Origin of the sequence: Actinomadura monticuli (genome assembly GCF_041463655.1) — a bacterium.
GTDB lineage: Bacteria > Actinomycetota > Actinomycetes > Streptosporangiales > Streptosporangiaceae > Spirillospora > Spirillospora monticuli.
On record NZ_JAXCEI010000013.1, the window covers coordinates 14,593 to 40,205 of the forward strand.

Here is a 25,613-nt window from a genome sequence, read left to right on the forward strand (position 1 = left end):
TCGACAAGTCCTGCGCCGCTCTTGGCCGCGGTGGGGTAGTGGAGCTCTTCCGTTTGGTGGAAGGGGTGGTGGTGCGTCGGGACTGATGCGGTGAAGGTCGGGAGGGCGGCGCGGTTGGTGCCCGGGTGTCGGCGCTGGGCTCGTCATTGTTGGGCAGGCAGGCGCTTTTCGCTGGTAGGGAGGGGTGCCTCGTGGTGTCGGCGGACGCGGAGGCCGAGGTCGTCGTGCTGGGGAGGGCGGATCTCGCCGATGGCGTCGTCGGGTTGACGTTGGGCGCCGTGGACGGGGGCGACCTGCCGCCGTGGCGGCCTGGGGCGCATGTTGACGTGGTGCTCGGCGAGGGGCTCGTCCGGCAGTACTCGTTGTGCGGCGACCCGGCCGAGACGCGGGTGTGGCGGATCGGGGTTCTCAAGGAGGGGCCCGGGTCCACGGCCGTCCATGAGCGGGTGCGGCCGGGGGACCGGCTCGTGACCCGGGGGCCTCGGAACCACTTCGTGTTGGAGGACGCGCCGCGCTATGTGTTCCTCGCCGGCGGCATCGGCATCACGCCGATCGTGCCGATGGTGGCCGCCGCCGATGCCGCGGGCGCCGACTGGCGGCTGTACTACGGGGGGCGGTCGCGTTCTTCGATGGCTTTCGTGGACGAGTTGGCCCGGCATGGGGAACGGGTCGAGGTCCGCCCTCAGGACGAGTTCGGGTTGCTCGATCTTGACGGCATTCTGGGCGGCGTCGTGCCGGGCACGCTCGTCTACTGCTGCGGGCCGGAGGCGATGCTCGCGGCGGTCGAGGAGCGGTGTTCCCCGGCGTCGCTGCGCACCGAGCGGTTCTCGCCGAAGGCGGTCGCGGGGGTGGAGGAGGCGTTCGACGTCGAGTTGAGGCTGAGCGGCCGGACGCTGCGGGTCGAGGCCGGTCGCTCGATCCTGGAGACCGTGGAGAAGGCGGGCGTCGGTGTGCTGTCGTCCTGCCGGGAGGGGACGTGCGGGACGTGCGAGACCCCCGTGCTGGAGGGCGAACCGGACCATCGGGACTCCGTGCTCACCGAGGCGGAGCGGGCGGACGGGGGGTTCATGATGATCTGCGTGTCCCGGGCCCGCGGGCCCCGCCTCGTTCTGGAGCTCTGAGAGGTCGGCCGGCGGGGTGCAGGCCGCGGCGGAGGGCGTCGAGGCGGTCGGCGTTCATGCGTCTCGTCACGGCCGCGCCCGAGATGAGGGTGGAGCCGTGGAAGGTGCCCGGGTAGTGGTGCATCTCGGTCGGGACGCCCGCCTGGATCAGCCGCTGCCCGTAGGCCAGGCCCTCGTCGCGGAGCGGGTCGAACTCGCAGGTGGTGACGTAGGCGGGCGGCAGGCCGGACAGGTCCTCGGCGCGGGCGGGCGCCGCGTAGGGGGAGACGCCGGCCGTGCCGCGGACGCCTTCGCCGAGGTAGTAGTCCCAGCTCAGCTCGGCGTTCGGCCGATGCCAGATCGGGGTGTCGGTGTAGGCGCGCATGGACGGCGTGTCGAGCCGGTCGTCCAGCTCCGGGATGCCGAGCAGCTGGAAGCACAGCGCCGGGCCGCCGCGGTCGCGGGCCAGCAGGGCGACCGCCGCGGACAGGCCGCCGCCGGCGCTCTCCCCGCCGACCGCGAGCCGCTCCGGGTCGATGCCGAGTTCGGCGGCGTGCGAGGCGGTCCAGGTCAGCGCGGCGTAGCAGTCCTCCAGACCGGCGGGGAAGGGATGTTCGGGGGCGAGCCGGTACTCGACGGAGACGACCACCGCGCCGACCTCGGCCGCGATGGCGGTCGCGTCGTCCTGGTAGAGGTCCACGCTGCCGAGGACGAAGCCGCCGCCGTGGATGAAGACGAGCCCGGGCAGGGCGCCGCCGCGCTCAGCGGGCCTGAAGACCCGGACCGGGACGCCGGGCGCGTCCCGCGGGCCCGGCACGGTGACGTCGCGGGTCTCGACCGGGACCGGCGGCTCGTACGCCGGCGGGCTCCCGAACATCTCGCCCTCGTTCTGGCGGACCTGCTCGATGTCGGCGATCGACAGATGCGGGATCATCGAGATCCACGGGACGAGTTCCGGGTCGTAGGCGTAGGTCACCACGGGCTCCTCTCGGCCGGCGCCCCCAGTGTCCGACGTCCGGGCCGCTCTGCCCAGCCGCCGGCTGCCGGGTAGATCGTCCCGGAATCCGCAGATCGTCGGGTGCCGTACCCTGCCCCCATGAAGGGCCTGCTGCTGCGGTACCTGCGCGACAACCCGGAGTGATGGCGATCTCCCGCCGGATCGGCGCCCGGGCGTCTTGCCAGACTGATCATCCGTAGGCAGATTCTGAGGTATGGGAGACGCGAGCCGTACCGTCCTCGCCCGATCAGCCGCCGTCCCGGACGGAAGGCGGCGATGAGCTTCTCCGACTATCTCTCCGAACGCTGGCCCACGATCGCCCGGCTGGCGGCCGAGCACGCCGAGGTCGTGCTGATCGCCGTCGCCATCGCGGCCGTGGCAGGGATCGGGCTCGGCATCGCCGTCGAAAGGCGGCCGCGGGCGAAGGGGTTCGCCCTCGGGGTGACGGGGACCATGCTGACCGTCCCGTCCCTGGCGCTGTTCGGCCTGCTCATCCCGCTGTTCGGGCTGGGCCTCGCGCCGACGATCATCGCGCTGGCGCTGTACGCGGTGTTCCCCATCCTGCGCAACACGATCACCGGGCTGGAGGGCGTGCCGGGCGCCGTCGAGGAGGCGGCCCGCGGCATGGGGATGAGCGCGTTCAGCCGCATGGTGCGGATCAGGCTGCCGCTGGCGTGGCCGGTCGTGCTCACCGGCGTCCGGGTCGCCACGATCATGACGGTCGCGATCGCGGCGATCGCCGCCGCCGTCGCGGGGCCCGGGCTCGGCGAGCTGATCTTCGGCGGGCTGGCCCGGATCGGCGGCGCGAACGCGCTGAACGACACCCTCGCCGGGACGCTGGGCGTCGCCGTCCTGGCCCTCGTCCTGGACCTGCTGTTCGTCGTGCTGTCACGTCTCACCACCGCCAAGGGGCTGCGATGACCGAACCCGCCGCCGCCGGCACCGCCGAGGGCGCCGTACCGGAACGCCGGGAGATGATCCGCCTGGAGGGGGTGACCAAGCGCTACCCGGGCCAGGACGCGCCGGCGGTCGACGACCTCACGCTCGGCGTCCGCGAGGGGGAGATCGTGGTGCTGCTCGGGCCGTCCGGCTGCGGCAAGACCACCACGCTGCGGCTGATCAACCGGCTGATCGAGCCGACCGCGGGCCGGATCCTGCTCGGCGGCGAGGACGTCACCCGCGCCGACCCGGACGAGCTGCGCCGCCGCATCGGGTACGTCATCCAGCAGGTCGGGCTGTTCCCGCACATGACGGTCGCCGCGAACATCGGGCTCATCCCGCGGACGCTCGGCCGGCCCAGGAAACGCGTCGCGGAACGCGTCGACGAGCTGCTGGAGATGGTCGGGCTCGACCCGGGCGGCTACCGGGGCCGGTATCCGAAGGAGCTGTCGGGCGGCGAGCAGCAGCGCGTCGGGGTCGCCCGCGCGCTCGCCGCCGACCCGCCCGCGATGCTGATGGACGAGCCGTTCGGCGCCATCGACCCCATCACGCGGGAACGGCTCCAGGACGCGTTCCTGGAGCTCCAGGAACGGATCCGGAAGACGATCGTGCTCGTCACCCACGACCTCACCGAGGCGCTCAAGCTCGGTGACCGGATCGCGATCCTCGGAGGGCGGGCGAAGCTCGTCCAGTACGACACGCCCGCGGCGATCCTGGCCGAGCCCGCCGACGCGTTCGTCGCGTCGTTCGTCGGGACGGGCGCGGCGATGCGCCGGCTCCGGCTGGTCGAGGTCGGCTCCATCGCGCTGCCGGCGGGCGGGCCCGGGCGGGCGGGCGGCGCGACGGTCCGGGCCGACCAGTCCCTCTACGAGGCGCTGGACGCGATGCTGCGGGCCGGCGCGGAGAGCGCGACCGTCCTGGACGGCGACGGGCGACCCGCCGGCACGGTGTCGTGGTCCACGATCGTCCGGCAGACCCCGGCGGCGGGCGGCGGCGGCCGATGACCCTCACCGCCGTACCGGAGCGGACGGCGCCCGGCGAGGACGTCCGCGGCCGCGCCGGCCTCCTCGTCACGCCCGTCTTCCTCCTCGCGGTGTGCGCGGCGCTCTACGTCTACCTGCGCGGGGTGGACCTGGACGCCATCGAGCGCCGCTCCATCAACCGATCCGAGATCGCCCACCAGTTCGGCCGGCACATCGCCCTGGTCGCGGTCTCCACGGCGCTCGTCCTCGCGATCGCGATCCCGCTCGGCGTGCTGCTGACCCGGCCGCGGCTGCGCCGGCTGTCCGCCCCGTTCCTCGCGCTCGCCAACGTGGGGCAGGCCGTCCCGTCCATCGGGGTGCTGGTCCTGCTCGCCGTCACGGTGGGCATCGGGTTCCAGAAGGCCGTGGTCGCGCTGATCCTCGTGTCCGCGCTGCCGGTGCTGCGCAACACGATGGTCGGCCTGCGGGGCGTCGACCGTTCGCTGATCGAGGCCGGGCGCGGCATCGGGCTGTCCAGGACGGCGGTGCTGTTCCGCGTCGAGCTGCCGCTGGCCGTCCCGGTGATCCTCGCCAGCGTCCGCGTCGCGGTGATCCTCAACGTGGGCAGCGCGACGCTCGCGGCGTTCACCAACGCGGGCGGCCTCGGCGAGCTGATCAACACCGGCATCGCGCTGAACCGGACGCCGATCCTGCTCACCGGCAGCGTCCTCACGGCGGTGCTCGCCATGGCCGCCGACTGGCTCATCGGACTCGTCGACCACGTCCTGCGCCCCCGCGGCGTCTGAACCCTGAGGAGTCACCATGCGCACGCTTCCCCTCGCCGCCTGCCTCGCCGCCGCCGCGCTGACCGCCGGCTGCTTCAGCTCCGGCGGCACCGACGCCGAGGCGGGCAGCCTCGCCGAGGGCAACTCGCTGAAGGGCGCCACCCTCACCGTCGGGTCCAAGGAGTTCACCGAGCAGCTCGTCCTCTGCCAGGTCACCGCGCTCGCGCTGCGCTCGGCGGGCGCGACCGTCCAGGAGAAGTGCGGGCTCCAGGGCAGCAACACCACGCGCGCCGCGCTGACGTCCGGCAGCATCGACATGTATTGGGAGTACACGGGGACGGCCTGGATCAACTACCTGAAGCAGACCGAGCCGATCGGTGATCCCGCCGCGCAGTACAAGGCCGTCGCCGAGCAGGACCTCGCGAAGAACAAGGTGAAGTGGCTCGCGGCGGCGCCCGCGAACAACACCTACGCCATCGCCGTGAAGACGACGACGATGCGCGGGCTCGGCATCGAGAACCTGTCGGATTACGCCGCCCTGGCCAAGAGCGACCCGCCCAAGGCGTCCACGTGCGTGGCGAGCGAGTTCGCCGGACGCAGCGACGGGTGGCCCGGCCTGCAGAAGGCGTACGGGTTCACGCTGCCCAAGTCGTCGGTCGCGACCCTGGCCGAAGGCGCGATCTACGACGCGATCGGGAAGGGCGAGCCCTGCGCGTTCGGCGAGGTCGCCACCACCGACGGGCGCATCAAGGCGCTGGGCCTGACGCCCGTCCCGGACGACAAGGCGTTCTTCCCCGTCTACAACCCGGCCCTCACCGTCCGGGACTCCGTCTACCGGGACCACCCCGCCATCGAGAAGATCGCGGCCCCGATCGCGGCGGCGCTGACGGACTCCGTCCTGCAAGAGCTCAACGGCGAGGTCGACATCAAGGGCGCGCAGGCGGCGGAGGTCGCCGAGACCTGGCTGAGGTCCAAGGGGTTCATCGGCGGCTGAGAAGCGGAGAATACGCTGGCCGGGATGCGGTTTACCGGGCCCCGGCCGCCGCGCCGCACTACGCTGAGCAGCATATATCGCCACAGTGAAGGGCATGGCGCATGAACCGCAGTGAACTGGTCAGGACCGTGGCGGAACGCGCGGGAAGCGACGAGCCCGCCGCCCGCCGGCACGTGGACGCCGTGTTCGACACCGTGATGGAGAAGGTGTCCGCCGGGGAGCGCGTCATCGTGACCGGGTTCGGGACGTTCGACAGCTTCTCCCGTCCCGCCCGCAGCGCCCGCAACCCGCGCACCGGGCAGCCGGTCGAGGTGCCCGCCGCCCAGGTGCCGCGCTTCCGGACCGGGCAGACGTTCCGCAACCGCGTCGCCGGGAGCGGCCCCATCGCCGAGCCTGCCGCCGCTGAGCCTGCCGCCGCCGAGGCGGAGGCCCCGGCGACCGTGCCGGTCGAGGCGCCCGCGCCGAAGAGGCCCAAGAACGCCAAGAACGCCAAGAACGCGAAGGACGCCGGGAAGGCCCAGGCCGCCGGGGCAGGCGGCAAGAACGGCAAGAAGCCGAAGAAGGACGGCGCGGCGAAGAAGCCGTCCGCGAACGCCGAAGTGATCGCCTCCGCACCCGCGAAGAACGCCAGGCCCGCCCAGGACGTCAAGGGCGCGAAGAACGGGAAGGCCCCGAAGAACGGCAAGAAGAAGGCGGGGAAGGCGAAGGCCCGGGTCAAGGCCGCCAAGTAGGCCGGTCCGCCGCGGCGCCGCTCAGCGCAGCGGGAACCCCAGTTCGCGTCCCTGTTCGCGGAGCCCGTCGCGGGCGGACGGGTGCGCGACCTGGTCCACGATCTGCTGGGCCTGCGACGCCGAGTCCCGGCCCCAGATCGTGGCGGTGCCCTGCTCGCTGACGATGAAGCTGTGCTGGAACGAGGTGACCGGCCCGGACAGGCGGGGGATCACGGTGGACACGTCCGCCCGCGGATGCCACGACGGCAGCGCGATGATCGCCCGCCCGCCGGGGGAGTGCAGCGCGCCCACCACGAAGTCGGTCTGCCCGCCGAACCCGGAGTAGATCACCCCGCGCACGCGGCTGGCGTTGGCCTGCGCGTAGAGGTCGACCTGGAGGGCGGAGTTCACCGACACCAGCCGGGGCTGCCGCGCGATCAGGCTTGGGTCGTTGGTCTTCTCGGTGCGCAGCATCCGGACGCGCTCGTTGCGGTCGGCCCAGTCGTAGAGCTCCTCGCTGCCGAACGCGAACGAGGCGGTGATCGGCGTGTCCGGGTCGAGCGCCCCCGCCTTCTCCAGCGCGAGGACCCCGTCGCTGAACATCTCCGACCAGATGCCGAGGCCGCGGCGGTCGAGCAGCGAGGCGAGCACCGCGTCCGGGACGGCGCCGATGCCGAGCTGGAGCGCCGCCCGCTCGGGGACGAGCCGCGCCACCCGGCCGCCGATCTCGCGGGCGACGTCCCCGGGCGGCCGCGGCACGGGGCTGGCGAGGGGCTCGTCCGACTCGATGGCGTAGTCGATCTCGTCGACCGCCATGACGGCGTCCCCGAACGTGTACGGCATGCGCGGGTTGAGCTGCGCGATGACCAGCCCGCCGCGGGCGCGGGCCGCCTCGACGGCGGCGGGCAGGATGTTGACCTCGATGCCGAGCGACACCGTCCCGTTCCGCGGCATGGACGTCTGGACGATCACGACGTCGGGCGGCAGCGACTCCTTCAGCAGGTTCGGGACGAGCGACAGCCGCGACGGGTAGTACCGCAGCCGCGCCCGGCGCCGCATGCCCGCCCCGACGAACGGCGTCTCCAACTCCACGCCGTCGCGGTCCGGCAGCTCGCCCTGGGCGTTGAGCATGAACAGCCGGTACTCGGAGGCGGCCCCGTCCAGGACGGCGAGGGCGCGGCGCGGGGTGGCGAAGTTGCCGCCGGCGACGACCCGCGGCCGGCCCGGCAGGCCCCCGAGGACGCTGCCGAGGTGGGATTCGGATATGACGCGCATCAGGCCTGCCCTCGGGTGGTGTCGTTGATCGAGACGCGGGTGACGCCGGGGACGGTCCCGGCGAGGATGCCGGCGATCCGCTGGGCGTCCTCGTCCGCGCCGCCGCCGCTCAACTCGACGGCGCCGTCGTGTACCGAGACGTCCCAGTGCCGCCCGTCCGGCCCGTACTCGTCGATCGCGGCGAGCACGTCGTCGCGGATGCGGGCGTCGCCGCGGGCGAGGATCGCGATGAGGTCGCGGCGGCTGACGATCCCGACGACGCCGGTCTCCGCCAGCACCGGGACGCTCTTGATCCGCGTCCGCATCATCGTGTCGGCGAGCGTCGCGACGTCGGTGTTGGGACGCGCGGTCTCCACCTCCCGGGTCATGACCTCCTCCACCAGGCGCGGCGCCGGGGCCGCGGGCGTCGCGACGGGCCGGGCGAAGGCCCGCGGGTCGCGCTCGAACACGCCGCGCATGAGGTCCATCTCGCTGACGATGCCGGCCAGCGTGCCGTCCTCGTCCACGACGGGAAGCGCGGTGATGTCGTGCTCGTGCAGGACGCGGATCGCCTGGCGGACCGTCGCGGTCCGCGGAATCGTGACGACGGGCGAGGTCATCGCCTCCCGGACCAGCATGGCCTGTTCTCCTTCCGGCGAGGACGCCGTTCACCTACCCGGGCCGGACGTCCCGACCCCTGCCCCTCCATGATCGCGCAGCGGACGGCCGGGGCCCAGGGCCGAACGTCCCGGCCCCGACCGCCGGCACGAGAGGACCCGGCCCTAGAACAGGGTGGGCGGTTCGGCCGGGACCGGCTCCGGCAGCGGCTCGACCTCCGGCGCCATGGCCCGCACCTCGTCGTGGAAGCGGCGGGCCAGGGGGAGCGCGTCCGCGTTGTCCGGCGTGTGGATGAACACCGTGGGCGACCGCCCCTCGCGCACCCACTCGGCGGCCTTCTCCACCCAGAACCGCCAGCCCTCGACGGTGCGCCCGGCGTCGTCCCGCCCCAGATAGCGGACGATCGGACGCTCGGTGAGCGCCGCGGACCGGCGCGGCACGCGCGGCTTCTTCGTCCACGCGTCCCGCTCGGCGTCGCTGGACGGCCGGTCCCGGAAGAACGCGGTCGTGTCGAACGGGACCCACTCCGCGCCCGCCTGGACGAGCACCCGCTCCAGGTCGCGCGCGGCCCCCGCGTCCTCGAAGAACGCCCGGTGGCGCACCTCGACGGCGTACCGGTGCGCGGCGGGGAGCCCGCGCAGGAACCCGGCCAGGGTCCCGAGGTCGCCGGGGCCGAACGAGCCCGGCAGCTGCACCCAGAGCGCGTGCGCCCGCGACTCCAGCGGCTCCATCGCCCGCAGGAACGACCGCAGGTCCGCGCCGGAGCCCGCGAGCCGCCGCTCATGGGTGATCGTCTTGGGCAGCTTCACGACGAACCGGAAGTCCGGTGGGGTCTGCTCCGCCCACGACTCCACCGCGCTCCGCGCCGGCGTCGCGTAGAAGGTCGTGTTGCCCTCCACCGCGTCGCACCAGCTCGCGTAGGCCCGCAGCCGCTCGCCCGGAGGCAGCGAGGGCGGCAGGAACCGGCCCTGCCACCGGACGTGGGCCCACATCGCGCACCCCACATGCACCCGCATGCCGCCCGACGCTATCGGACGCCGCGGGGCGGTTGCCTCGCGGACGTCCGGGTACGAGCGGCGCGATGACCGACCGCAGGGGATTCGACGCCGTCCCGTCCGCGCTGCGCAGCGCCGCGGCGGTCGCGGCCTGCCTGCTGCTCGTCGCCGGGGCCGTCTGGCTGGTGGTCTACCTCCTGTTCAAGGTGATGGCGCTGACGATGGCGGTCGTGGCGGCGCTGCTGCTGACCGCGCTGGTGGCGCCGGTGGCCCGGCTGGTGCGGCGGCTCCGGGCGCCCGCCTGGGCGGCGGCGCTCTCCGGGCTGCTGACGCTGCTCCTCGCGATCGCGGGCGCGCTCGCGCTCGCGGGCGACCAGGTCGCCGGGCAGTGGCGGGAGATGAGCCACGGGCTGAGCGCCGGGCTGCACCGGGCCCGCGACCGGATCGTCAACGGCCCCCTGCCGATCAGCGAGCGGCAGCTGGACGACACGATCGACGGGTTGATCAAGGCCGCGCGGCGGGCCTCGCCCGACCCGATGACCGGAGCCAGCGTCGCCGCCGAGGTGGCCGCGGCCACCCTGCTGTCCCTGTTCCTGCTGTTCTTCATGCTGAAGGACGGCCCGGGAATGTGGGACTGGATCATGCGGCTGGTCCCCGCGCGCCGCCGCGCGAAGATCGACGCGGCCGGGCGGGCCGGGTGGGGGGCACTGGTCTCCTACGTGCACGGCATCGTGCTGATCGCCCTGGTGGACGCGGCGGGCATCGGCCTCGCCCTGGTGCTGATCGGGGTGCCGTTCGCGCTGCCGCTGACCCTGCTGACGTTCGTCGCCGCGTTCATCCCGTTCGTGGGGGCGGTCGTCGCCGGCGCCGCCGCCGTGATCATCGCGTTCGTCAGCGGCGGGCTGACCGACGCGCTGCTCGTGCTCGGCGCCGTGATCGCCGTCCAGCAGGCGGAGAGCCACCTCCTGCAACCGCTGATCATGGGCCGGACGCTGAACCTGCACCCGGTCGTGGTCGTCGTCTCGGTCACGGCGGGGTCGCTGCTCGCGGGCATCGCGGGCGCGATCATCGCCGTGCCCGTCGTCGCGGTCGCGTACCGCGTCGCGTCCGTGCTGTCCGCCGACGACCCGCCCCCGGCGGTGGCCCCGGCGGTCTCCCCGGCCGCGCCGGAGCGTTAGCGGGCCGTTGGCGGGCCCGGCGCCTCGTCAGTGCTCGCGCAGGAGGGTGCCGGCGCCGTGGACCTTGTCGTCGATGCCGTTGTCGCGCAGGGCCATCCACCAGGTGGCCGCGTTGATGGCGATGACCGGCAGGCCGAGCCAGCGCTCGGCCTCGTCCGCCGCCGCGACCATCGACAGGTTGGTGCCGCACTGGACCAGCGCGTCGACCTCGCCCGCCGCCAGCTCCCGCAGCGCGTCCCGCAGCTCCGCCTCGGTGACGTGCGCGATCGACACTGCGGTCGGGCATTTCAGCCCGATGATCCGGTCGACCTCGAAGCCGATCTCGGTGAAGAACCGCTCGACGTTCGCGTCGCCCACCGGCTGGTACGGGGTGACGACGCCGATCCGCCGCGCCCCGAACAGCTTCAGCGCCCGCTCGCACGCCTCGGCGCCGGTCGCCACCCGCAGCCCGGTGATGTCGTGGATCTGCTTGACGAACTGCTTGTTTCCCTCCACACCGCCCCAGAACGTCTCGGCGGACATGCCCATCACCATGTAGTCGGGCTCGCAGGTCATGACGCGCTCGCAGGCCGCGCCGATCTCGTCGCGGATCTGCTCCAGGAGCCGCTCCATGCCCGCGTCGCCGTCCATGTTCTGGTCGCGGATGTGGATGCGGGAGAAGTGGGACGTCACGCCCGGGACGCCCATCCGGTAGAAGTCGGGTTCGACGATGGTGTTGGTGGACGGCGCGATCACGCCGAACTTGCGCCGCCAACCGAGTGCGTCCGTCATGCCGCCGCCCTTTCCGCCTCAGGTGTCCGGTTCGCCGCGGTGGCGAGCCGCCAGGCGGCGTACGCGAACGCCGCCTGGGCGAAGGTGTTGCAGGACTGCTCCACCCACTGCAGGGATATGGACTGCTCGGCCCGCGCCGCCATCGGGCCGAGCAGGTACTGTCCGGCCAGCCAGAGGCCGAAGAGCGACGCGCCGAGCCGGTCGCCCGCCCGCGCGGCCGCCCGCAGCAGCAGGGCGCCCGCACCGGTCACCGCGATGATCGTCCACACCATCGCGGGCCAGGTGTCGCGCAGGGCGGCCGAGGCCGCCAGCGCCGCGGCGAGCGGGACGGCGAGCGCCACGGGATGGCCCGGCCGGCGCAGCTCCCGCGCCAGCGCGAACACCAGCAGCGTGAAACCGGCGGCCAGCAGCGGGAACAGCGCCTCGTGCAGCCAGCGCAGGTCCGGGCCGTCGAGCGCGACGATCAGCTTCCAGGTCGCCTTGGCGAACCCGCCCGCCACGACGAGGACCGCCGCGGCGGGGACCAGCGGGTGCTTGTGCCGCAGCAGGGCCACCCCGGCCGCGGTGAGCGCCACCGGGACGAAGTCCTCGACGGCCAGGGCGATCGGGTACTCGCTCATGGGTGCTCCTTGTGGGGGGACGACCCCCACGCCCCCCGGTTCGCTTCGCCCATGGTCAGGCGCCGAACAAATCGCGCTTGCGGACGGTGCCGAGCAGGAACCGTCCCATGATCTTGGGTGTGGTGAGCCAGGCGACCGTGCCGCCGTTCTTCGTCCCGGCCAGGATCCGGTCGGCCAGCCAGGGCGTCACCGTCTCGACCCGGTCGGCCAGGATGTTGAAGACCTTCTTCGCCTTGGCCAGCTCGTCGGGGGAGTAGTCGCGCAGGAGCAGGTCGGTGACGACCATGCCCGGCGACAGGTGCGCGACCGTGACCGGGCCGTCCTTGACCTCCTTGGCCAGCCCGGACGTGAGGTAGTCGGTGCCGCGCTTGGTCGCCCCGTAGGCGATCAGCCCGGGGACGGTCCGGCCGTCGCTGCCGAGACCGGCCATGTTCCACACGGTGCCGCCGCCCTGCGCGGTCATCTCGCGGACCGCGACGGCGCTGCCGTGCATCACGCCGAGCAGGTTGGCGGTCACGACCGTTTCGAGCTGCTCGGGCGGCAGTTCGGTGAGCGGGCGGCGGGAGGTGGAGACGCCGGCGTTGTTGACCCAGTGGTCGATCCGCCCGAACGCCTTCGCGGCCGTGTCCCACAGCGCCTGCACCTGCTCGCGGTCGGCCATGTCGCAGACCGTCCCGACGGCGCCGTCGCCGAGGTCGGCGAGCGCCGTGTCGACCGACTCGCGCGAGCGGCCGCAGATCGCGACCCGGACGTCCCGGGCGAGCAGTTCGCGGGCGAGCCCGAGCCCGATCCCGCGCGTCCCGCCGGTGACGACGACCGCCCGGCCCGTCACGCGGCCTCCCAGGTGAGCACGCCGTGCAGGACGCAGTTCAGCACCCCGCCCCGGAACAGTTCGTACACCACGGCCAGCGTCTCGCCGGCCGACATCCCCGGCGTCGCGTCGATCATGAACTCGCGGCCCTTCAGCTTCCACACGTCGGTGAAGTGGACGCTGGGGTAGTCGGCCCGCCCGAACGCCTGGGAGTTGCCCCACGCGTCGGGCCCCTCGAAGAAGGAGCGGAACCCGTCCCGCCTCGCCTCGACGGTGTAGCCGCGGTCGAGGGCGCCGGTCCAGGTGACGTGCCGGCGGGTGCGCAGCAGGTCGATCGGCTCCAGCTCGACGGACACGGTGACCTCGCCGGCCGGCTTCTGGTCGGCGCCCCACAGCTCGCACGTGCCGCTGTAGGCGCCGCGCCGCTTGGTCGGCAGGATGAACGGGACCGGGCCGTTCCGCGTCTCCTCCGCCAGGTGCCGGTCGATCGTCTCCCGCGTCCCGGCGTCGGTGTCGTAGTCGGTGGTGCGCTTGTAGACGCCGTTGAAGCAGCCGACGAGCGCCCAGCCCTGGTAGAGGGTGGACGAGTACACCTGCGTCTCGCCGTCGGGCAGGACGTGGTTCCAGGTGTTGAGGTCCACCTGCCATCCCGGCCCGTAGTAGTGCGCGTCGACGAACCCCCCGTACGGCTGCCCGGTCCCGTGGAAGTCGGGCCCGGTGTAGACGCGGTCGCTGTCGGAGTCGACGACCCCGAACGCGAACGGCGCGCCGAGCCGGAACCGCCCGGCCAGCGGGCCGCCGCCCTCCAGGCCGCCGTCCATGTAGTAGGTGGTGGCGCCGTCCTCGAAGACCGACGACCGGCGGATGTCCTCGAAGCCCTGCCAGGCGCCGGTCGCGTCGAACAGCGACGGGCGGCCGTGCCACTCGCCCTCGATGCGGCTCTGCCACTCGCTCGGCTCAGCCATCGGCCGCCGCACCCGCCAGGTCGTTCGACAGCAGCTCGCGGCGCAGTTCCTCGGCCTGCTCGTCGCCGACCAGGCGGGCGACGTTCGCCCACACCGGGTCGACCTCCGGGCTGAACAGGGCGGCGCGGTTGCGGGCGTCGCGGACGGCCAGGTCGGTGCCGGCGAGCGTGGCCCGGACGTCGTCGGGGACGCCCTTCACCAGCACTTCGCGCCAGTGCTCGAAGTACCGGTCGAGGTAGGCGCCGATCTGCTGGAAGTGCTCCTCGTCGGCCCGGTTGACGAGCATCCAGGGCGACATCATGGCGTGCTGCCGGGGGCCGATCGCGGCCGTGGACGGCCCGAACCGCTCCCGCACCTCCTCGAACGCCGGCGTCAGCGGCTGGTAGACCGCGTTGACGTACTCCAGGTGCGCGCCCAGGTCGGCGCGCGGCACGAGGTCGATGTGGTAGGCGAGGTACCCGCCCGCCTGGACCGAGTCGAGGGTGAAGTGCGGGACGGCCGAGTCCGCGCCGGTGAAGGCGAAGATCATGTGGCTGTCCATGCCGATCTGCTCCACGGTCAGCCCGATGCAGACGACCTTCGCGATCCGCTCGCCGCGCAGGACGCGCAGCGTGCCGACCGGGTCCGGGGACATCGGGCTCACGAGGTCCTTCTCCCGGACCGTCGTCAGCTCCTCGACGTCCGCCAGGGCGGCCATCGTCCGGTCGTTCAGTGCCTTGGGCGGCGACGCGCTCACTCGCTCACTCCTTTTCCGTGCCGCCGTCGGCGGCTTTCTTCGGGGCGGGCATCGGGGTGCCGCCGCGGGCGCGGTGCTGCCACGCGCGGGCCAGCTCCGGGTTCTCCCGGCGGGCCGGGGAGGGGATGACGGTGGCGCTGCCGCGCTTGCCGTTGACGGGCATCTGCTCGTCGTCGCCGACCCACCAGCCGTCCGCCATCAGCTGCTGGCGGCGCCGCCGGTAGGCGACCTGGAGCGCGTCGCTGCGCAGGTGCAGCTCGTCGGGGAGGTCGTAGGGCAGCAGCTCGGGGCGCTGGCTCTCCACCACCGGCTTGTCCTGCAGCAGGATGCCGCGGATCCGCTTGCGCGCGTCGCGGTCCGCCCACTTGCCGGTGAAGAAGTTCCGGTATCCGACGATCTTGACGAGGGTGCGGTTCCGGTCGAGGGGGATGTTGTGGTCGTAGAGCACCATGTCCCCGAACGGCAGCCGGACGTGCAGCTTCACGATGTTGGGCAGGTACCAGCCGTTGGTGGTCAGCACCTCCTCCGGCTTCTCCTTGTACAGCCGCTTCCACAGGCCCCGCGCGGGCGGCGGGCTGAGGCTGATGTCGGCGATCGCCGACCAGTCGTCCTGGACGATCTCGTAGTCGGGGATCTGCGGCTTGTCCGGGTTGCCGAACCGGGTGCCGTGCACGAACGGCGTGTGCGCGGCGTCCACGACGTTCTCGAACGTCCGCTCGTAGTTGGCCTCGATGACCATCTCGACGTACACGCAGGCGAAGGACGGGTCGTCGTGCTCGGGGAAGTGCGGGATGGGCGGGCGCTCGTCCTCCGGCAGGTCGCCGAGGAACGCCCAGATCAGCCCGTACTCCTCCCGGATGGGATAGGAGTCGACGCGGGCCCGCTTCGGGATGCCGCGCCCCTCCGGGTTCGCCGGGATCTTGCTGCACGCGCCGTCCGGCTCGTACTCCCAGCCGTGGTACGGGCAGGCGATCTTGTCGCCGACCAGCGTGCCCTCCGACAGCGCGGCGCCGCGGTGCACGCACAGGTCGGACAGGCACACCACCGTGCCGTCCCGCTTGCGGTAGAGGACGAAGTCCTGGCCCAGGCAGGTCACGCGCTTGGGGGCGCGGGTGACCGCGTTCGCGAACTCGACCGCGTACCAGAAGTTCTTGAGCATGGCTGGCTCCTATCGGCGCCGGAGGTCGATGAGCGCCGGGTCGGCGGACGGGACCACGTCCTCCCCGCGCACGTGGGCGCGCAGGAACGCGGTGGCCAGGCCGGTGAAGGCGCGGCGGGACTCGGCCGGGTCGGCCGCGGGCCGCCGGTCGAGGAAGGCGCGGGCGGCGGTCGGGTCGACCGGGTCCGCGACGGCGAAGTGGTTGGCGCCCCGCACGACGGCGAGCAGGTCGCGGGGGTCGCGCAGCGCCTCGTCGAACGTCCGGACAACCGCGTCGGAGGGGCCGTCCTGCCCGTACCGGTCCGAACTCCCCATGATCACGCCGTCCTCGGTGCCGACGCCCAGCAGCACCGGGCAGTCGACCTGGGCGGGCAGGACGGTCCCGGCGGGCCAGCCCAGCATGGTCGCGACCATGGTGTGCGTCCCGTAGGCGAAGCAGGCCCGGACGCCGGGGACGAACCGCGCCGACTGGAGCACGACCGTGCCGCCCGCCGAGTGCCCGCCGAGCGCGATCCTGTCCAGGTCGAGCACGTCCTTGAGCAGGTCGATCCCGGTCAGCGCGTCCAGCACGGCGGGGATGGCGGGGCAGGTCGCGCGGGTGCCGTAGGCGTCCGGGCGGGCCGCGTCCAGGTCGACGCCCGGCGTCAGCCCGTACTGGCCGCCGAACAGCTCCGCCACCCGGTCGAACGTCACGACGACGAACCCGGCGGCGGCGATGCCGGCCGCCAGGTCCCGGTAGACGGCCTGCTCGACGTTCACGCCGGAGCAGAACACGACCACCGGGTAGGGGGCGTCCCGCGGGTCGGGCGGGATCACCCCGGACAGCCGCTCGGCGTCGGTGCCCTCGGCGCGGGCCGGGTAGTAGACCTTGAGGTGCGCGGTGCCGAACGGGGCGGGGCCGCCGGTGTCCGCCGACCACCACAGGGACCGCACGTCCATGGGGGTGCTCATGGGCGCGGCAGCTCTCGGTCCCCGCCCCACAGCGCCCGGACGAGCCGGTCGGTGGTCTCCTGCCCGAAGAACCGGACGCCCATCACGTTCGCGGGGTCGCGTTCGGCGATGTTGCGCCGGGTCGCGAGGTCGGTGGCGGCGAGCGCCGCCCGCTCCTCGGCGGGGACGGGCGGCGCCTCGTCGACCCAGCCGAGCCAGCGGTCCACGTGCTCGTTCAGCAGCCGCTCCACGAGGTCGACGTTCTTGTCCTCGCGGGGGAAGGAGTGGCAGTGCGCGGTGGGGGACAGGCTCGCCCGGATGAACCCGGCGCGGCTGGTGAACCACTCCAGCTGCGGGTTCGCCTCGCGGACCGCGAGCCAGTCCTCGTTGAGCGGCTCGTAGTAGGCGTCGTAGTACGCGCCGTCGACGAGGAGGTTGGTGCGGGGGATCGAGTCGACGTAGAACCAGCCCTCCGGCCAGACCAGCAGCGCGATGCCCAGGTGCGGCACCCGGATGTGCGGGCCGAGCCACACCGTCAGGTGCAGGTTGGCGAAGCCCGCCGTCGGGTTCCCGAGCCAGGAGTGGACCATCCAGTCGATCTCCGGACCGCTGTAGGCGGCCAGGCTGCCGCCGGGGCTCTGCGGCGGGTTCCCGTAGGTCTCCAGGGCCTCGGTGGACGGGTCGCGGGCCACCTCGAACCGGGCGTCGATCTTCGCCTTCAGCCCGGTCAGGATCGTCCCGAACCGCTCGAAGGTCTCGGTCACGTCGACGACGGGGGACTCGTCCACCATCTGCTCGACATGCTGCAGCGTTTCCTTCAACTGCGGGGTCTCCTTCAACGGGTTGCTCCGCTCGGTGCGTCGTCGGCCAGCGCGGCGACCGCGTGCGCGGGGCGCCCGCCGACCAGGTCGGTGTTCTTGGACACGAGCCGGTTGACGGCCTGGGCGGGGTGGACGGCCGCCACGGTGACCGGCTCGGTCGCCCGGGTGACCAGGGGGTGGCTGATGCGTCCCTCGAACGGGCCCTGCCAGGCCGTCCACAGGGTGAAGTCGGCGGGGAGCGCGAGGACCAGGCCGCCGTCCGGCCCGGAGGCGACGACGTTCAGCCGGTTCTCGGCGGCGCGCTCGGGCAGGCCGAGCGCCGTCTCCCAGTCCTCCGCCGGGGTGAAGGGCACCGCGACGGCGTCGGCGTCGGCGACGGCGGCCAGCCGGAAGACCTCGGGGTAGAGGGCGTCGTCGCCGGTGACGAGCGCGAGCCGGCCCCACGGGAGGGTGAAGACCTCGAGCCGGTCGCCGTACTCGGTGGCCCAGCCCGAGTGCCGCGCGCTGGCGTGCAGTTGCGGCTGGACTCCGGCCAGGCCGCCGGCGTTCACCAGGTAGGCGGCGTGCGCGGAGCCCGCGCGGACGCTCGTCACCGCGTGCGCGGTCGTGCCCTGGAGGGCGCCGGCCAGCTCCGCGGCGACCTCGCCGGGGTCGGCCTCGGCGCCGAACGCCAGTTCCGGCAGGACGATCAGCTCCGCGCCCGCCCGCGCGGCCTGGCGGACGAGCTCGGGGGACCGGACGACGGCCGCGTCCACTTTCTCCTCGCCGGGCGGCGCCTCGCGGGGGCGGGGCGGCCGGACGATCGGCGCGTAGAGCCGCGGCCTGCGGGACGCGAACAGGTCGGTCCCGTCCGGGCGGGTCTTGGCGTCGGCGAGCGAGGGGTCGATGTCGGCGACGACGACGGCCTCGCCGGTGCGCGGGCCCTTCGCCACGACCGTCCCGTCCGGCGCGACGATCTGGCTCTCGCCGGCGCCGTCGAGGAGTTCCGGCGGCACGCCCAGCCGTCCGGCGATCGCGGGGAGGAGGACGGCGGGCAGCAGCGGGCCGACCTTGTTGGCCGCCACCACCCACACCTTGTTCTCGGCCGCGCGTACGGGGACGTGCAGGCTCGCCTCGTCGGTGGCGAACGAGTTGAGGCTGTTGAGCAGCACCTGCGCGCCGCGGACCGCCAGGTCGCGGGGGACGTCGCTGGTGACGCCCTCCATGCAGGCGTACATGCCGAGGCGGCCGTGCGGGGTGTCGATGACGGGTCCGGCGGCGGTGCCCGGGTCGAGGTGGTCGCCCTCGGCGCCCATCAGCGTCAGCTTGTCGGACCGGCCGAGCAGCGTGCCGTCCGGGCCGTAGAGCAGGCTGCTGACGGTGATCCGCCCGTCGCCGCCGGCCAGTGTGACGTTGGTCTTGATGTGCACGCGGTGCGCGGCGGCACGGGCGGCGATCGCCGTGAGGAACGGGCCGTCCGGCGTGCAGGCGTGCCGCTCGGCGGACGCGCGGTCCTCGTACCAGGACAGGCGGTTGCAGAACTCCGGCAGAACGATGATGCTCGCACCCTGGGCGCACGCCTGATCCACCAAGCGCAGGCAGGTGGCGAGGTTGCCGGACGCATCGAGGCCCGCCGCGAACTGGACGGCGGCCACCCGGACCGGACCCATCGGGCCTCCCGGTTCCCATAGCGAAACGCTGTTTCCAAAAATCTTACAAGCGCGGCCGTCCCGCCGCCAGAGCCGCCGCGAAGAAACTTCACGTCGGCCGGGCCCCGCCCGCCGGTCCGGCGGGCGGGGGACGGTCAGGACGCGCCGGCCAGGGTCTCGATCCTGCCGCCGGCCAGCTGGGACTGGTAGTAGGAGCCGCCGGGCAGGTACGCGGCGGTCTGCGTGCCGGTGAAGGCGTCGGTGGCCCAGGCGACCGCGAACGTCTGGAGCGTCGCGACGTTCTCGGCGTTCGGGGTGCCGCAGGCGAGGGTCCCGACGCTGTCGGTACTGGCGCCCTCGGCGTCGGTGTGCGCGCCGGTCGTCAGCCGCACGCCGACGAACGGCGCGTGCACGTCGGACTGGACCGCGTCGGTGCCGCTGCCGCTGTTGTTGCACACGCCGTCCGGGCCGGAGATCGTGCGGATCACGCGGCCGGTCCCGTCCACCGCCTCCAGCCCGGTGTCGAGGTTGTCGCCGATGAACGACTTCACCGGGTCCAGCAGCACCAGGCCGCGCAACTTCGCCCAGGCCGCCGCGCTGTCGGTGCGGAGCCGCCCGGCGACGTAGCTGACGGCCTCGCCGCCCGCCGAGTGCCCGGAGAAGACCAGGGAGCCGGGCAGGGCGAGGCCGGTCCGTCCCGCCTTGGTCTTGGCCCTGGTGAAACTGCGGCCGAGTTTGTCGGACGGGTCGTCCATCTTGGCGAAGAGGTCGGCGACGTTGCCGAGGAAGTCGGTGTTGTTGCCGATGTTCTGCAGCGTGCAGCCCAAGATGTTCGCGGTGGGCAGGGCCGGGGCGAACACCAGGTAGCCGGCGGCGGCGTACCTGGACGCGAGGTCGGCGACGTTGGCGTTGGAGCGGGCGAAGCCGTGCTGCAGCCACACGAGGCCCTTGGGCGTGCCCGACGGGAAGTACCAGTCGGCGCCCTGGTTCAGGGTCGTGAACGCGCAGCGGATCTCGACGGTGGTCTGGACGCGGGTGACGGCGGCGTGGGCGGGGGACAGGGGGCCGGCGAGGGTGAGGGCGAGTGCGGCGCCGGTGGCTCCGGTCAGGGAACGGACGGCACGGACCGTGCGCATGCTGCCTCCGAGGGGGACGAGGGGACCACTCCGTTTCTCTGAGCGAAACAGAGTTTCCAATATGCCATCCTCATTAAGCACCGCGCCGGAGGTGAGGGCAATGGGCCCGGTGCGGCGATTGGGTAACGGCGGAGGCGAGCGGGGCGGCGGCGTCAGCCCGGGTAGGCGCCCGCGCCCATGCCGGCACCACCCGCGCGGAACGCGGCGGGCGCGTGGATCGCGCAGACCTGCGCGTACTCCAGCAGGCCCTCGACGCCGTACTCGCGGCCGTGCCCGCTGCGCTTCACCCCGCCGAACGGCGCCCGCGCCGCCATCCCGGTGCGGTTGTGGGTGTTCACGAACGTGAAGCCGGCGTCGAACCGGCGGGCGAACGCGAACGCGCGGTCCTCGTCGGCGGACCAGACCGAGGCGCCGAGGCCGAGGTCGCCGGCGTTGGCGCGGGCCAGGACCTCGTCCTCGCCGTCGTAGGCCAGCAGCGGCACCACCGGGCCGAACTGCTCCGCGGCCACGATCGGCGCGTCGTCGGCGACGTCCATGACCAGGGCCGGGCGGACGAAGTGGCCGCGCCCCATGTCGGCGCGGACCGCGCCCAGCTCGACGACGGAGCCGCCGCGCGCCACCGAGCCGGCGACCAGGCCCCGCACCCTCTCGGCCGCGTCCGCGGAGATGACCGGGCCGACGGTGGTGCCCTCGTCCAGGGGGTCGCCGAGCACGAGGACGCGCTCGGCCGCCGCCAGGTAGGCGTCCCGGATCTCGGGCAGCCGGGACCGCGGCGCGTACAGGCGCTTGGCGGCCATGCACACCTGGCCGGCGGTGGCGAAGGACGCCATGACGAGGCGGTCCATCGCCTCGTCGGTGAGGTCCGCGTCGTCCAGCAGGACGACCGGGTCGTTGCCGCCCAGCTCCAGCAGGACGGGGGTGATCGCCTCGGCGGCGGCCGCCCCGATCGCGCGCCCCGCCTCGGCCCCGCCGGTGAACGCGACCCGGTGCACGCGGGAGTGGCCGACCAGCGCCCGGCCCGTCGCCGCGCCGCCGTGCACCACCTGGACGAGCCCGGGCGGGAAGGCCGCCAGCACCCGGGTGACCGCCAGCGGCGCGAGCGGCGACGGCTTGACCACCACCGCGTTGCCGGCCGCGAGCGCCGGACCCACTTTCAGCAGGGCGAGGATGACCGGGGCGTTCCACGGCGTGACGGCCGCGACCACCCCGTACGGGCGGTGCCGCAGGAGGAGCCGCCCGGCCGCGTCGTCGGTCTCCCGGTCGGCGAGCGCGGCCGGCGCCCGCTCGGCGACCCAGCGCAAGTAGGCGGCGGCGAACCGCAGCTCGCCGGCGCAGTCGGCGAGCGGCTTGCCGGACTCGCGCGCCAGCAGCACGGCCGTGCCGGGCATCGCGTCGACGGCGTCGGCGGCCTCGCGCAGGACGTCCGCCCGCTCGGCCGCGGGCCGCTCCCGCCACGCGCGCTGCTCCGCCTCCGCCTCGCGGACGGCCCGGTCCACCTCCGCCGCGCCCGCCACCGGGACCCGTCCGACGATCTCGCCGAGTCGCGCCGGGTTCTCCCGGACGATGGCACCGGGCACGCCGTCACCGGGCGCCCTTTCGCCGGGCACCCCTTGGCCGGGCATCAGGCGACGTCCCGCAGCGAGGCGATCATCGACGTGCCCAGCAGGTACCGCCGCGCCTCCGCCTGATCGTCCGCCAGCCTGCGCAGCTCGTCGTGGTACCCGGCCGGGTCGCGCATGCGCTCCCAGTTGGCGTGGGTCACCCGCTGCACGAACGACAGCGCGGTGTCGCGGCGCGCCGCCGCGGCCGCGTCGAGCGCCGCCTCCGGGCCCCCCTCCAGGACGCCGGCGAGCGCGCCCGCCAGCCGGACGGCGTCGTGGATGCCGCTGTTCATGCCCATGCCGCCGAGCGGGTTGTTGACGTGCGCGGCGTCCCCGGCCAGCAGCACGCGCCCGGTCCGGAACGTCGCGGCGACGCGCTGGTGGACGCGGTACAGGCTGGCGTGCGCGACGTCCCAGGAGGTGTCGGCGACGCCGCGCAGCCGGTCGGGCAGCCGCGCCAGCTCGCGGTCGTCGGGCGTGCCCTCGGGGGTCGGGAACAGCACCCGCCAGTGGTCGGGGGTGCGCAGCAGCACCAGCCACTCGTCGGGGTCGAAGACGTAGTTCACGGCGGCGATGCCGGGCAGCAGGCTCTCGACGTCGGTGCGGGTGGAGGCGACCAGGAACCGCTCCGGGTAGGTCATGCCCTCGAATCCGATGCCGAGCGACCGCCGCACCGCCGACCCGGCGCCGTCCGCGCCGATCAGCCAGTCGCCCCGGAAGCGCCCGTCCGCCGTCGCCGCCTCGACGCCGCCCGCGTGGGGGAGGACCGCCCGCACGGCGGCGCCGAACCGCACCTCGCCGCCCGCGGCCAGCAGGTGCTCGCGCAGGATCGGGGTCAGCTTGCTCTGCTCGCACTGCACGCGGAACGGGTACGGCGTGTCGCCGGACAGGACGGACAGGTCCAGCTCGGCGATGACGCCGCCGCGCCGCTCCCGGTACTGGAACGTCCGGGAGACGAGGCCGCGCTCCAGCAGCGCGTCCAGCACGCCCAGCTCGTGGAGCATCTCCAGGGACGGCGGATGGAACGTGGAGGCGCGCGACTCGGCGGCCAGCCCCGGCTCCGCCTCCAGGACGGTGACCGGAACGCCGCGGCGCGCGAGGGTCAGCGCCGCGGTCAGCCCCACCGGGCCCGCCCCGGCGACCAGCACCCGTGCCATCAGCCCTCCCGGGAGTGCAGGGCGAACCCGTCCTCCACGCCGACGACGCGCGGGTTGGTGAAGAACCGCAGCGTCTCCGCCGTGCCCTCCTCGCCCAGCCCGGACGCCCCCCACGCGGGACGGGGCGTGAACAGGTGCAGGCTCATCACGCTCGACCCGTTGACCTTGACCTCGCCGGCCCGGACGCGCCGGGCCACGGCCAGGGCCGCGTCCTCGTCGGTGCCGGCGACGTACCCTTCGAGCCCGTAGGCGGTGCCGTTCGCCAGCGCCACGGCCTCGTCCAGCGTCCGGTACGGGTGGACGGTGGCGACCGGCCCGAAGATCTCCTCGGTGGCGTCGCCGGGGTCCACCCCCGTGACGAGCGCGGGAGCCAGGTAGTTGCCGTGGTCCGGCACCGTGGTGGTGGAGACCAGGCGTCCGCCGAGCGCGTCCCGCTGCGCCGCGACGAGGTCGCGGTGGCGGGAGTGGACGAGCGGCCCGAAGTCGGTGTCCTCGTCCAGCGGCGGGCCGGCGCGCAGGGCCGCGAGCCGTTCGCCGATGGCGTCCAGCAGCGCGTCCTGGAGGGCCGCCGGCACGATGAGCCGGCCGAGCGCGCGGCACCACTGCCCGTTGAGCGTGGTGAGCAGGTCGACGGCGGCGCGCGCGGCCCGCCCGGGGTCGGCGTCCGGCATCACGACGAGGGGGTTGCTGCCGCCCAGTTCCAGCTGCACCGGCTTGATCCCGGCCGCGCACGCGGCGGCGACCGACCGGCCGCCGGCCGCGCCGCCGGTGAACGACACCGCGCGGACCCGGGGATCGCCGGTCAGCCGCGCGCCGGTGCCGCCGTCGCCGTGGACGAGCTGGAACACCCCGCCGGGAACGCCGCGCCCGGCGAGCACCCCCGCCACGACCTCGGCGAACCGCTGGCTTCCGCGCGGCGCGTACTCGCTGGGCTTGAGGATCGCGGGGCAGCCGGCGGCGAGCGCGTTGGCGACCTTGTGCGCCGCCATCGGGGCGGGCGCGTTCCACGGGACCAGGCACAGCGCCGGGCCCCACGGCAGCCGCCGCACCTCGACGGCGCGGCCGTCGTCGCGGGTGAACGCGGCGTCCAGCCCGCCGCGCAGCTGCTCGGCGGCCAGCCGGAACGAGCCCGACACGATCATGCCGAGCGGGACCGCCTGCCGGATCGGGACGCCGGTGGCCGCCGCCTCCAGGGCCGCGATCTCCGCGGTCACCGGTTCGAGCGCGGCGGCGACCTCGTCGAGCAGGGCGGCGCGCTCGGCGGCCGGGCGCGCCGCCCAGCCGTCCGCGTCCGCGGCGGCCCCGGCGAGGGCGCGCTCCAGCCGCTCCTCGCCGGTGACGCCGGCGGGCCCGATCTCCTCGCCGGTCGCCGGGTCCTCCAGGACGGGACCGCCGCCGGGCGTCTCCGCCCAGTCCCCGCCGACCAGGTCGCGGTGGGACCGGGTCACTTCACGACGCTCGCGAACAACTCGTTCTCCTTGCTCTCGGTGAGGACCTGGGCGGCCTCCAGCCTGCCCCGCTCCGCCGGGAACGTCATCACCAGGCCCATCGCGAGGTCGCGCAGCGTCCGGCCGATGACCCCGTCCATCGTGGCGGCGGACGTGCCGCACGCCTTGAACGCGCCGAGCGCGACCTGGAAGCACGCCTCGGTGATGTCGCCCTTGGCGATCCGCCACTGCCGGTACACATCGGCCTTCGGCCGCAGCGGCGGCTCGGAGGTCTCCAGCTCCAGCTGCCGGCGGATCCACAGGTAGGCCGTCTCCAGCCGCTCGGTCATGTCGCCGATGATCACCTGGTGCATCGGCGAGGACGCGATCGGCCGGCCCGAGTCGGCGAACGTCCTGCGGGTGAGCCGCTCCATGGCGAAGTCGTACACGTTCTGCGTCGCGCCCAGGTAGCAGGCCGCGATGGCGAGCTGGTTGCCCACGAAGCTGCCCCGGCTCACCTGCAGCATCCGCACGAACGCGCCGGGGACGGTGAGGGCCTCCTCCGCCGGGATGAACACGTCGGTGAGCGTCACCCCGTGGTTGTTGGACGCCCGCATGCCGAGCCCGTTCCAGGGGGCGCGGGACACGACGCCGGGCGCCTCGCGCGGCACCAGGAACAGCGCCAGCCCGTCGGCGTTCGCCGTGCCGTCCAGCCGGGCCGTCACCAGGTAGGTGTCGGCGACCCCGGTGGCGCAGCCGAACGACTTCACCCCGTTGAGGAGCCAGCCGCCCTCGGCCGGGGTCGCGGTGGTGGCGATCGCGATGTTGGCGCTGGACGACTTCACCTCCTCGCTGGCGAAGTTGGCCATCCAGGTGCCGGCGGCCATCCGGGTCAGCACCTTCTCGGCGAACGCCCGCACGGGCTTGCACTCGTCGTCCCCGTCGAACAGGCCGGCCTCGATCGCCTCCAGCGGCAGCAGGCCGCGCGAGGCGCTGGTGTTGTGGAAGAAGAACGACAGCGCCGTGGACGGGCAGGCGGCGCCCATCGCGTAGGTGGCGGCGGCCAGGTCGCGCAGTCCGCCGCCGAGGCCGCCGTACTCGGCCGGCACCACCAGGCCGAGCAGGCCCGCGTCGCGCAGCAGCGCCACGTGCCCGGCCGGGAACTCGCCCGCGGCGTCGGCGGCGGCCGCGGCCTCGCGCAGCGCCGGCAGCACCGCCTCCACGCGTTCGGCCCGCTCGCGCTCGGCGGCGCTCATGGACTCGACGAGCCGTGCGCCCGTCGGCTGGGTCGTCGGCTGTGTCATCGATGGATCCCTTCA

The 25,613-nt window shown here is 73.9% G+C and carries 25 protein-coding genes; 7 read left to right on the forward strand and 18 right to left on the reverse strand.

Going from position 1 to position 25,613, the window contains the following annotated elements; translation table 11 throughout:
* Positions 1-191: 191 nt before the first annotated feature.
* A complete protein-coding gene (locus SM611_RS26550) occupies positions 192-1,121 on the forward strand; it encodes a PDR/VanB family oxidoreductase (RefSeq protein WP_371952752.1) in 930 nt (309 codons plus the stop codon).
* Here the strand turns inward: SM611_RS26550 and SM611_RS26555 are convergent.
* The gene (locus tag SM611_RS26555; protein ID WP_371952754.1) at positions 1,066-2,076 is read right to left on the reverse strand and encodes an alpha/beta hydrolase; all 1,011 of its coding nucleotides are present in this window, start codon (positions 2,074-2,076) and stop codon (positions 1,066-1,068) included. The two genes, SM611_RS26550 and SM611_RS26555, sit on opposite strands and share 56 nt — an antisense overlap.
* Positions 2,077-2,373: 297 nt before the next feature.
* Between SM611_RS26555 and SM611_RS26560 the strand changes: the two genes are divergently transcribed.
* The 5 genes from SM611_RS26560 to SM611_RS26580 all read left to right on the forward strand — a co-directional run bounded on the left by SM611_RS26560 (position 2,374) and on the right by SM611_RS26580 (position 6,508).
* Entirely contained in the window at positions 2,374-3,018 is a 645-nt protein-coding gene (locus tag SM611_RS26560) for an ABC transporter permease (protein WP_371952756.1), read from the forward strand.
* Positions 3,015-4,040: an ABC transporter ATP-binding protein gene (locus SM611_RS26565; RefSeq protein ID WP_371952758.1), complete on the forward strand. Its 1,026-nt coding sequence runs from the start codon at positions 3,015-3,017 to the stop codon at positions 4,038-4,040. The genes SM611_RS26560 and SM611_RS26565 overlap by 4 nt, the downstream gene beginning before the upstream one ends.
* Positions 4,037-4,804 carry an ABC transporter permease gene (locus SM611_RS26570; protein ID WP_371952760.1) on the forward strand — a complete coding sequence of 256 codons (768 nt, stop codon included), beginning with the start codon at positions 4,037-4,039 and terminating at the stop codon, positions 4,802-4,804. Before SM611_RS26565 ends, SM611_RS26570 begins: the two co-directional genes overlap by 4 nt.
* Before the next feature lie 16 nt (positions 4,805-4,820).
* A complete protein-coding gene (locus SM611_RS26575; protein ID WP_371952762.1) occupies positions 4,821-5,777 on the forward strand; it encodes a glycine betaine ABC transporter substrate-binding protein in 957 nt (318 codons plus the stop codon).
* 101 nt (positions 5,778-5,878) lie between these two features.
* Positions 5,879-6,508 (forward strand): HU family DNA-binding protein, encoded by a 630-nt coding sequence (locus SM611_RS26580; protein WP_371952764.1) that lies wholly within the window; start codon positions 5,879-5,881, stop codon positions 6,506-6,508.
* 21 nt (positions 6,509-6,529) lie between these two features.
* Here the strand turns inward: SM611_RS26580 and SM611_RS37610 are convergent, their stop codons facing one another.
* The 3 genes from SM611_RS37610 to SM611_RS26600 all read right to left on the reverse strand — a co-directional run bounded on the left by SM611_RS37610 (position 6,530) and on the right by SM611_RS26600 (position 9,375).
* Positions 6,530-7,762: an acetyl-CoA hydrolase/transferase family protein gene (locus tag SM611_RS37610; protein ID WP_443112143.1), complete on the reverse strand. Its 1,233-nt coding sequence runs from the start codon at positions 7,760-7,762 to the stop codon at positions 6,530-6,532.
* On the reverse strand, positions 7,762-8,379 hold the full coding sequence (locus SM611_RS26595; protein WP_371952766.1) for a CBS domain-containing protein: 618 nt from the start codon (positions 8,377-8,379) through the stop codon (positions 7,762-7,764). The genes SM611_RS37610 and SM611_RS26595 overlap by 1 nt, the downstream gene beginning before the upstream one ends.
* Positions 8,380-8,523: 144 nt before the next feature.
* Positions 8,524-9,375 (reverse strand): DUF72 domain-containing protein, encoded by an 852-nt coding sequence (locus tag SM611_RS26600; RefSeq protein ID WP_371952768.1) that lies wholly within the window; start codon positions 9,373-9,375, stop codon positions 8,524-8,526.
* A 65-nt stretch (positions 9,376-9,440) separates the two neighbouring features.
* On the opposite strand from SM611_RS26600, the gene SM611_RS26605 reads away from it, so the two are divergent.
* Positions 9,441-10,532, forward strand: a complete 1,092-nt coding sequence (locus SM611_RS26605) for an AI-2E family transporter (RefSeq protein WP_371952770.1) — start codon at positions 9,441-9,443, stop codon at positions 10,530-10,532.
* Positions 10,533-10,559: 27 nt separating this feature from the next.
* Here SM611_RS26605 and SM611_RS26610 read toward each other — a convergent pair whose 3' ends face one another.
* The 14 genes from SM611_RS26610 to SM611_RS26675 form a co-directional block, all read right to left on the reverse strand.
* A complete protein-coding gene (locus SM611_RS26610) occupies positions 10,560-11,303 on the reverse strand; it encodes a maleate cis-trans isomerase family protein (RefSeq protein WP_371952772.1) in 744 nt (247 codons plus the stop codon).
* Positions 11,300-11,923: a hypothetical protein gene (locus SM611_RS26615; protein ID WP_371952773.1), complete on the reverse strand. Its 624-nt coding sequence runs from the start codon at positions 11,921-11,923 to the stop codon at positions 11,300-11,302. Before SM611_RS26615 ends, SM611_RS26610 begins: the two co-directional genes overlap by 4 nt.
* Before the next feature lie 55 nt (positions 11,924-11,978).
* Positions 11,979-12,755, reverse strand: a complete 777-nt coding sequence (locus tag SM611_RS26620) for an SDR family oxidoreductase (protein ID WP_371952775.1) — start codon at positions 12,753-12,755, stop codon at positions 11,979-11,981.
* Positions 12,752-13,699, reverse strand: coding sequence for a hypothetical protein (locus SM611_RS26625; RefSeq protein ID WP_371952777.1), 948 nt, complete (start codon positions 13,697-13,699; stop codon positions 12,752-12,754). The genes SM611_RS26620 and SM611_RS26625 overlap by 4 nt, the downstream gene beginning before the upstream one ends.
* Positions 13,692-14,435: a hypothetical protein gene (locus SM611_RS26630; RefSeq protein WP_371952779.1), complete on the reverse strand. Its 744-nt coding sequence runs from the start codon at positions 14,433-14,435 to the stop codon at positions 13,692-13,694. The genes SM611_RS26625 and SM611_RS26630 overlap by 8 nt, the downstream gene beginning before the upstream one ends.
* Positions 14,436-14,439: 4 nt before the next feature.
* Positions 14,440-15,594 carry an aromatic ring-hydroxylating dioxygenase subunit alpha gene (locus tag SM611_RS26635; protein ID WP_371952781.1) on the reverse strand — a complete coding sequence of 385 codons (1,155 nt, stop codon included), beginning with the start codon at positions 15,592-15,594 and terminating at the stop codon, positions 14,440-14,442.
* Positions 15,595-15,603: 9 nt separating this feature from the next.
* On the reverse strand, positions 15,604-16,533 hold the full coding sequence (locus SM611_RS26640; RefSeq protein ID WP_371952783.1) for an alpha/beta hydrolase family protein: 930 nt from the start codon (positions 16,531-16,533) through the stop codon (positions 15,604-15,606).
* An 8-nt stretch (positions 16,534-16,541) separates the two neighbouring features.
* Positions 16,542-17,345, reverse strand: a complete 804-nt coding sequence (locus SM611_RS26645) for an oxidoreductase (protein ID WP_371952785.1) — start codon at positions 17,343-17,345, stop codon at positions 16,542-16,544.
* Positions 17,346-17,359: 14 nt separating this feature from the next.
* Positions 17,360-18,994, reverse strand: coding sequence for a nitrilase-related carbon-nitrogen hydrolase (locus tag SM611_RS26650; protein WP_371952787.1), 1,635 nt, complete (start codon positions 18,992-18,994; stop codon positions 17,360-17,362).
* 134 nt (positions 18,995-19,128) lie between these two features.
* Positions 19,129-20,109 (reverse strand): alpha/beta fold hydrolase, encoded by a 981-nt coding sequence (locus SM611_RS26655; RefSeq protein WP_371952789.1) that lies wholly within the window; start codon positions 20,107-20,109, stop codon positions 19,129-19,131.
* A 152-nt stretch (positions 20,110-20,261) separates the two neighbouring features.
* Positions 20,262-21,686: an aldehyde dehydrogenase family protein gene (locus SM611_RS26660; protein ID WP_371952790.1), complete on the reverse strand. Its 1,425-nt coding sequence runs from the start codon at positions 21,684-21,686 to the stop codon at positions 20,262-20,264.
* 44 nt (positions 21,687-21,730) lie between these two features.
* Entirely contained in the window at positions 21,731-22,867 is a 1,137-nt protein-coding gene (locus tag SM611_RS26665) for an FAD-dependent oxidoreductase (protein ID WP_371952792.1), read from the reverse strand.
* Entirely contained in the window at positions 22,867-24,315 is a 1,449-nt protein-coding gene (locus tag SM611_RS26670; protein ID WP_371952794.1) for an aldehyde dehydrogenase family protein, read from the reverse strand. The genes SM611_RS26665 and SM611_RS26670 overlap by 1 nt, the downstream gene beginning before the upstream one ends.
* Positions 24,312-25,598 (reverse strand): acyl-CoA dehydrogenase family protein, encoded by a 1,287-nt coding sequence (locus tag SM611_RS26675; RefSeq protein WP_371952796.1) that lies wholly within the window; start codon positions 25,596-25,598, stop codon positions 24,312-24,314. The genes SM611_RS26670 and SM611_RS26675 overlap by 4 nt, the downstream gene beginning before the upstream one ends.
* Positions 25,599-25,613 lie beyond the last annotated feature (15 nt).

Coding starts and splice junctions, on each gene's coding strand:
- SM611_RS26560 (WP_371952756.1), top strand. CDS start 2,374: ATGAGCTTCTCCGACTATCTCTCCGAACGCTGGCCCACGATCGCCCGG.
- SM611_RS26565 (WP_371952758.1), top strand. CDS start 3,015: ATGACCGAACCCGCCGCCGCCGGCACCGCCGAGGGCGCCGTACCGGAA.
- SM611_RS26570 (WP_371952760.1), top strand. CDS start 4,037: ATGACCCTCACCGCCGTACCGGAGCGGACGGCGCCCGGCGAGGACGTC.
- SM611_RS26575 (WP_371952762.1), top strand. CDS start 4,821: ATGCGCACGCTTCCCCTCGCCGCCTGCCTCGCCGCCGCCGCGCTGACC.
- SM611_RS26580 (WP_371952764.1), top strand. CDS start 5,879: ATGAACCGCAGTGAACTGGTCAGGACCGTGGCGGAACGCGCGGGAAGC.
- SM611_RS37610 (WP_443112143.1), bottom strand. CDS start 7,762: ATGCGCGTCATATCCGAATCCCACCTCGGCAGCGTCCTCGGGGGCCTG.
- SM611_RS26595 (WP_371952766.1), bottom strand. CDS start 8,379: ATGCTGGTCCGGGAGGCGATGACCTCGCCCGTCGTCACGATTCCGCGG.
- SM611_RS26600 (WP_371952768.1), bottom strand. CDS start 9,375: ATGCGGGTGCATGTGGGGTGCGCGATGTGGGCCCACGTCCGGTGGCAG.
- SM611_RS26605 (WP_371952770.1), top strand. CDS start 9,441: ATGACCGACCGCAGGGGATTCGACGCCGTCCCGTCCGCGCTGCGCAGC.
- SM611_RS26610 (WP_371952772.1), bottom strand. CDS start 11,303: ATGACGGACGCACTCGGTTGGCGGCGCAAGTTCGGCGTGATCGCGCCG.
- SM611_RS26615 (WP_371952773.1), bottom strand. CDS start 11,923: ATGAGCGAGTACCCGATCGCCCTGGCCGTCGAGGACTTCGTCCCGGTG.
- SM611_RS26625 (WP_371952777.1), bottom strand. CDS start 13,699: ATGGCTGAGCCGAGCGAGTGGCAGAGCCGCATCGAGGGCGAGTGGCAC.
- SM611_RS26635 (WP_371952781.1), bottom strand. CDS start 15,594: ATGCTCAAGAACTTCTGGTACGCGGTCGAGTTCGCGAACGCGGTCACC.
- SM611_RS26640 (WP_371952783.1), bottom strand. CDS start 16,533: ATGGACGTGCGGTCCCTGTGGTGGTCGGCGGACACCGGCGGCCCCGCC.
- SM611_RS26650 (WP_371952787.1), bottom strand. CDS start 18,994: ATGGGTCCGGTCCGGGTGGCCGCCGTCCAGTTCGCGGCGGGCCTCGAT.
- SM611_RS26655 (WP_371952789.1), bottom strand. CDS start 20,109: ATGCGCACGGTCCGTGCCGTCCGTTCCCTGACCGGAGCCACCGGCGCC.
- SM611_RS26665 (WP_371952792.1), bottom strand. CDS start 22,867: ATGGCACGGGTGCTGGTCGCCGGGGCGGGCCCGGTGGGGCTGACCGCG.
- SM611_RS26675 (WP_371952796.1), bottom strand. CDS start 25,598: ATGACACAGCCGACGACCCAGCCGACGGGCGCACGGCTCGTCGAGTCC.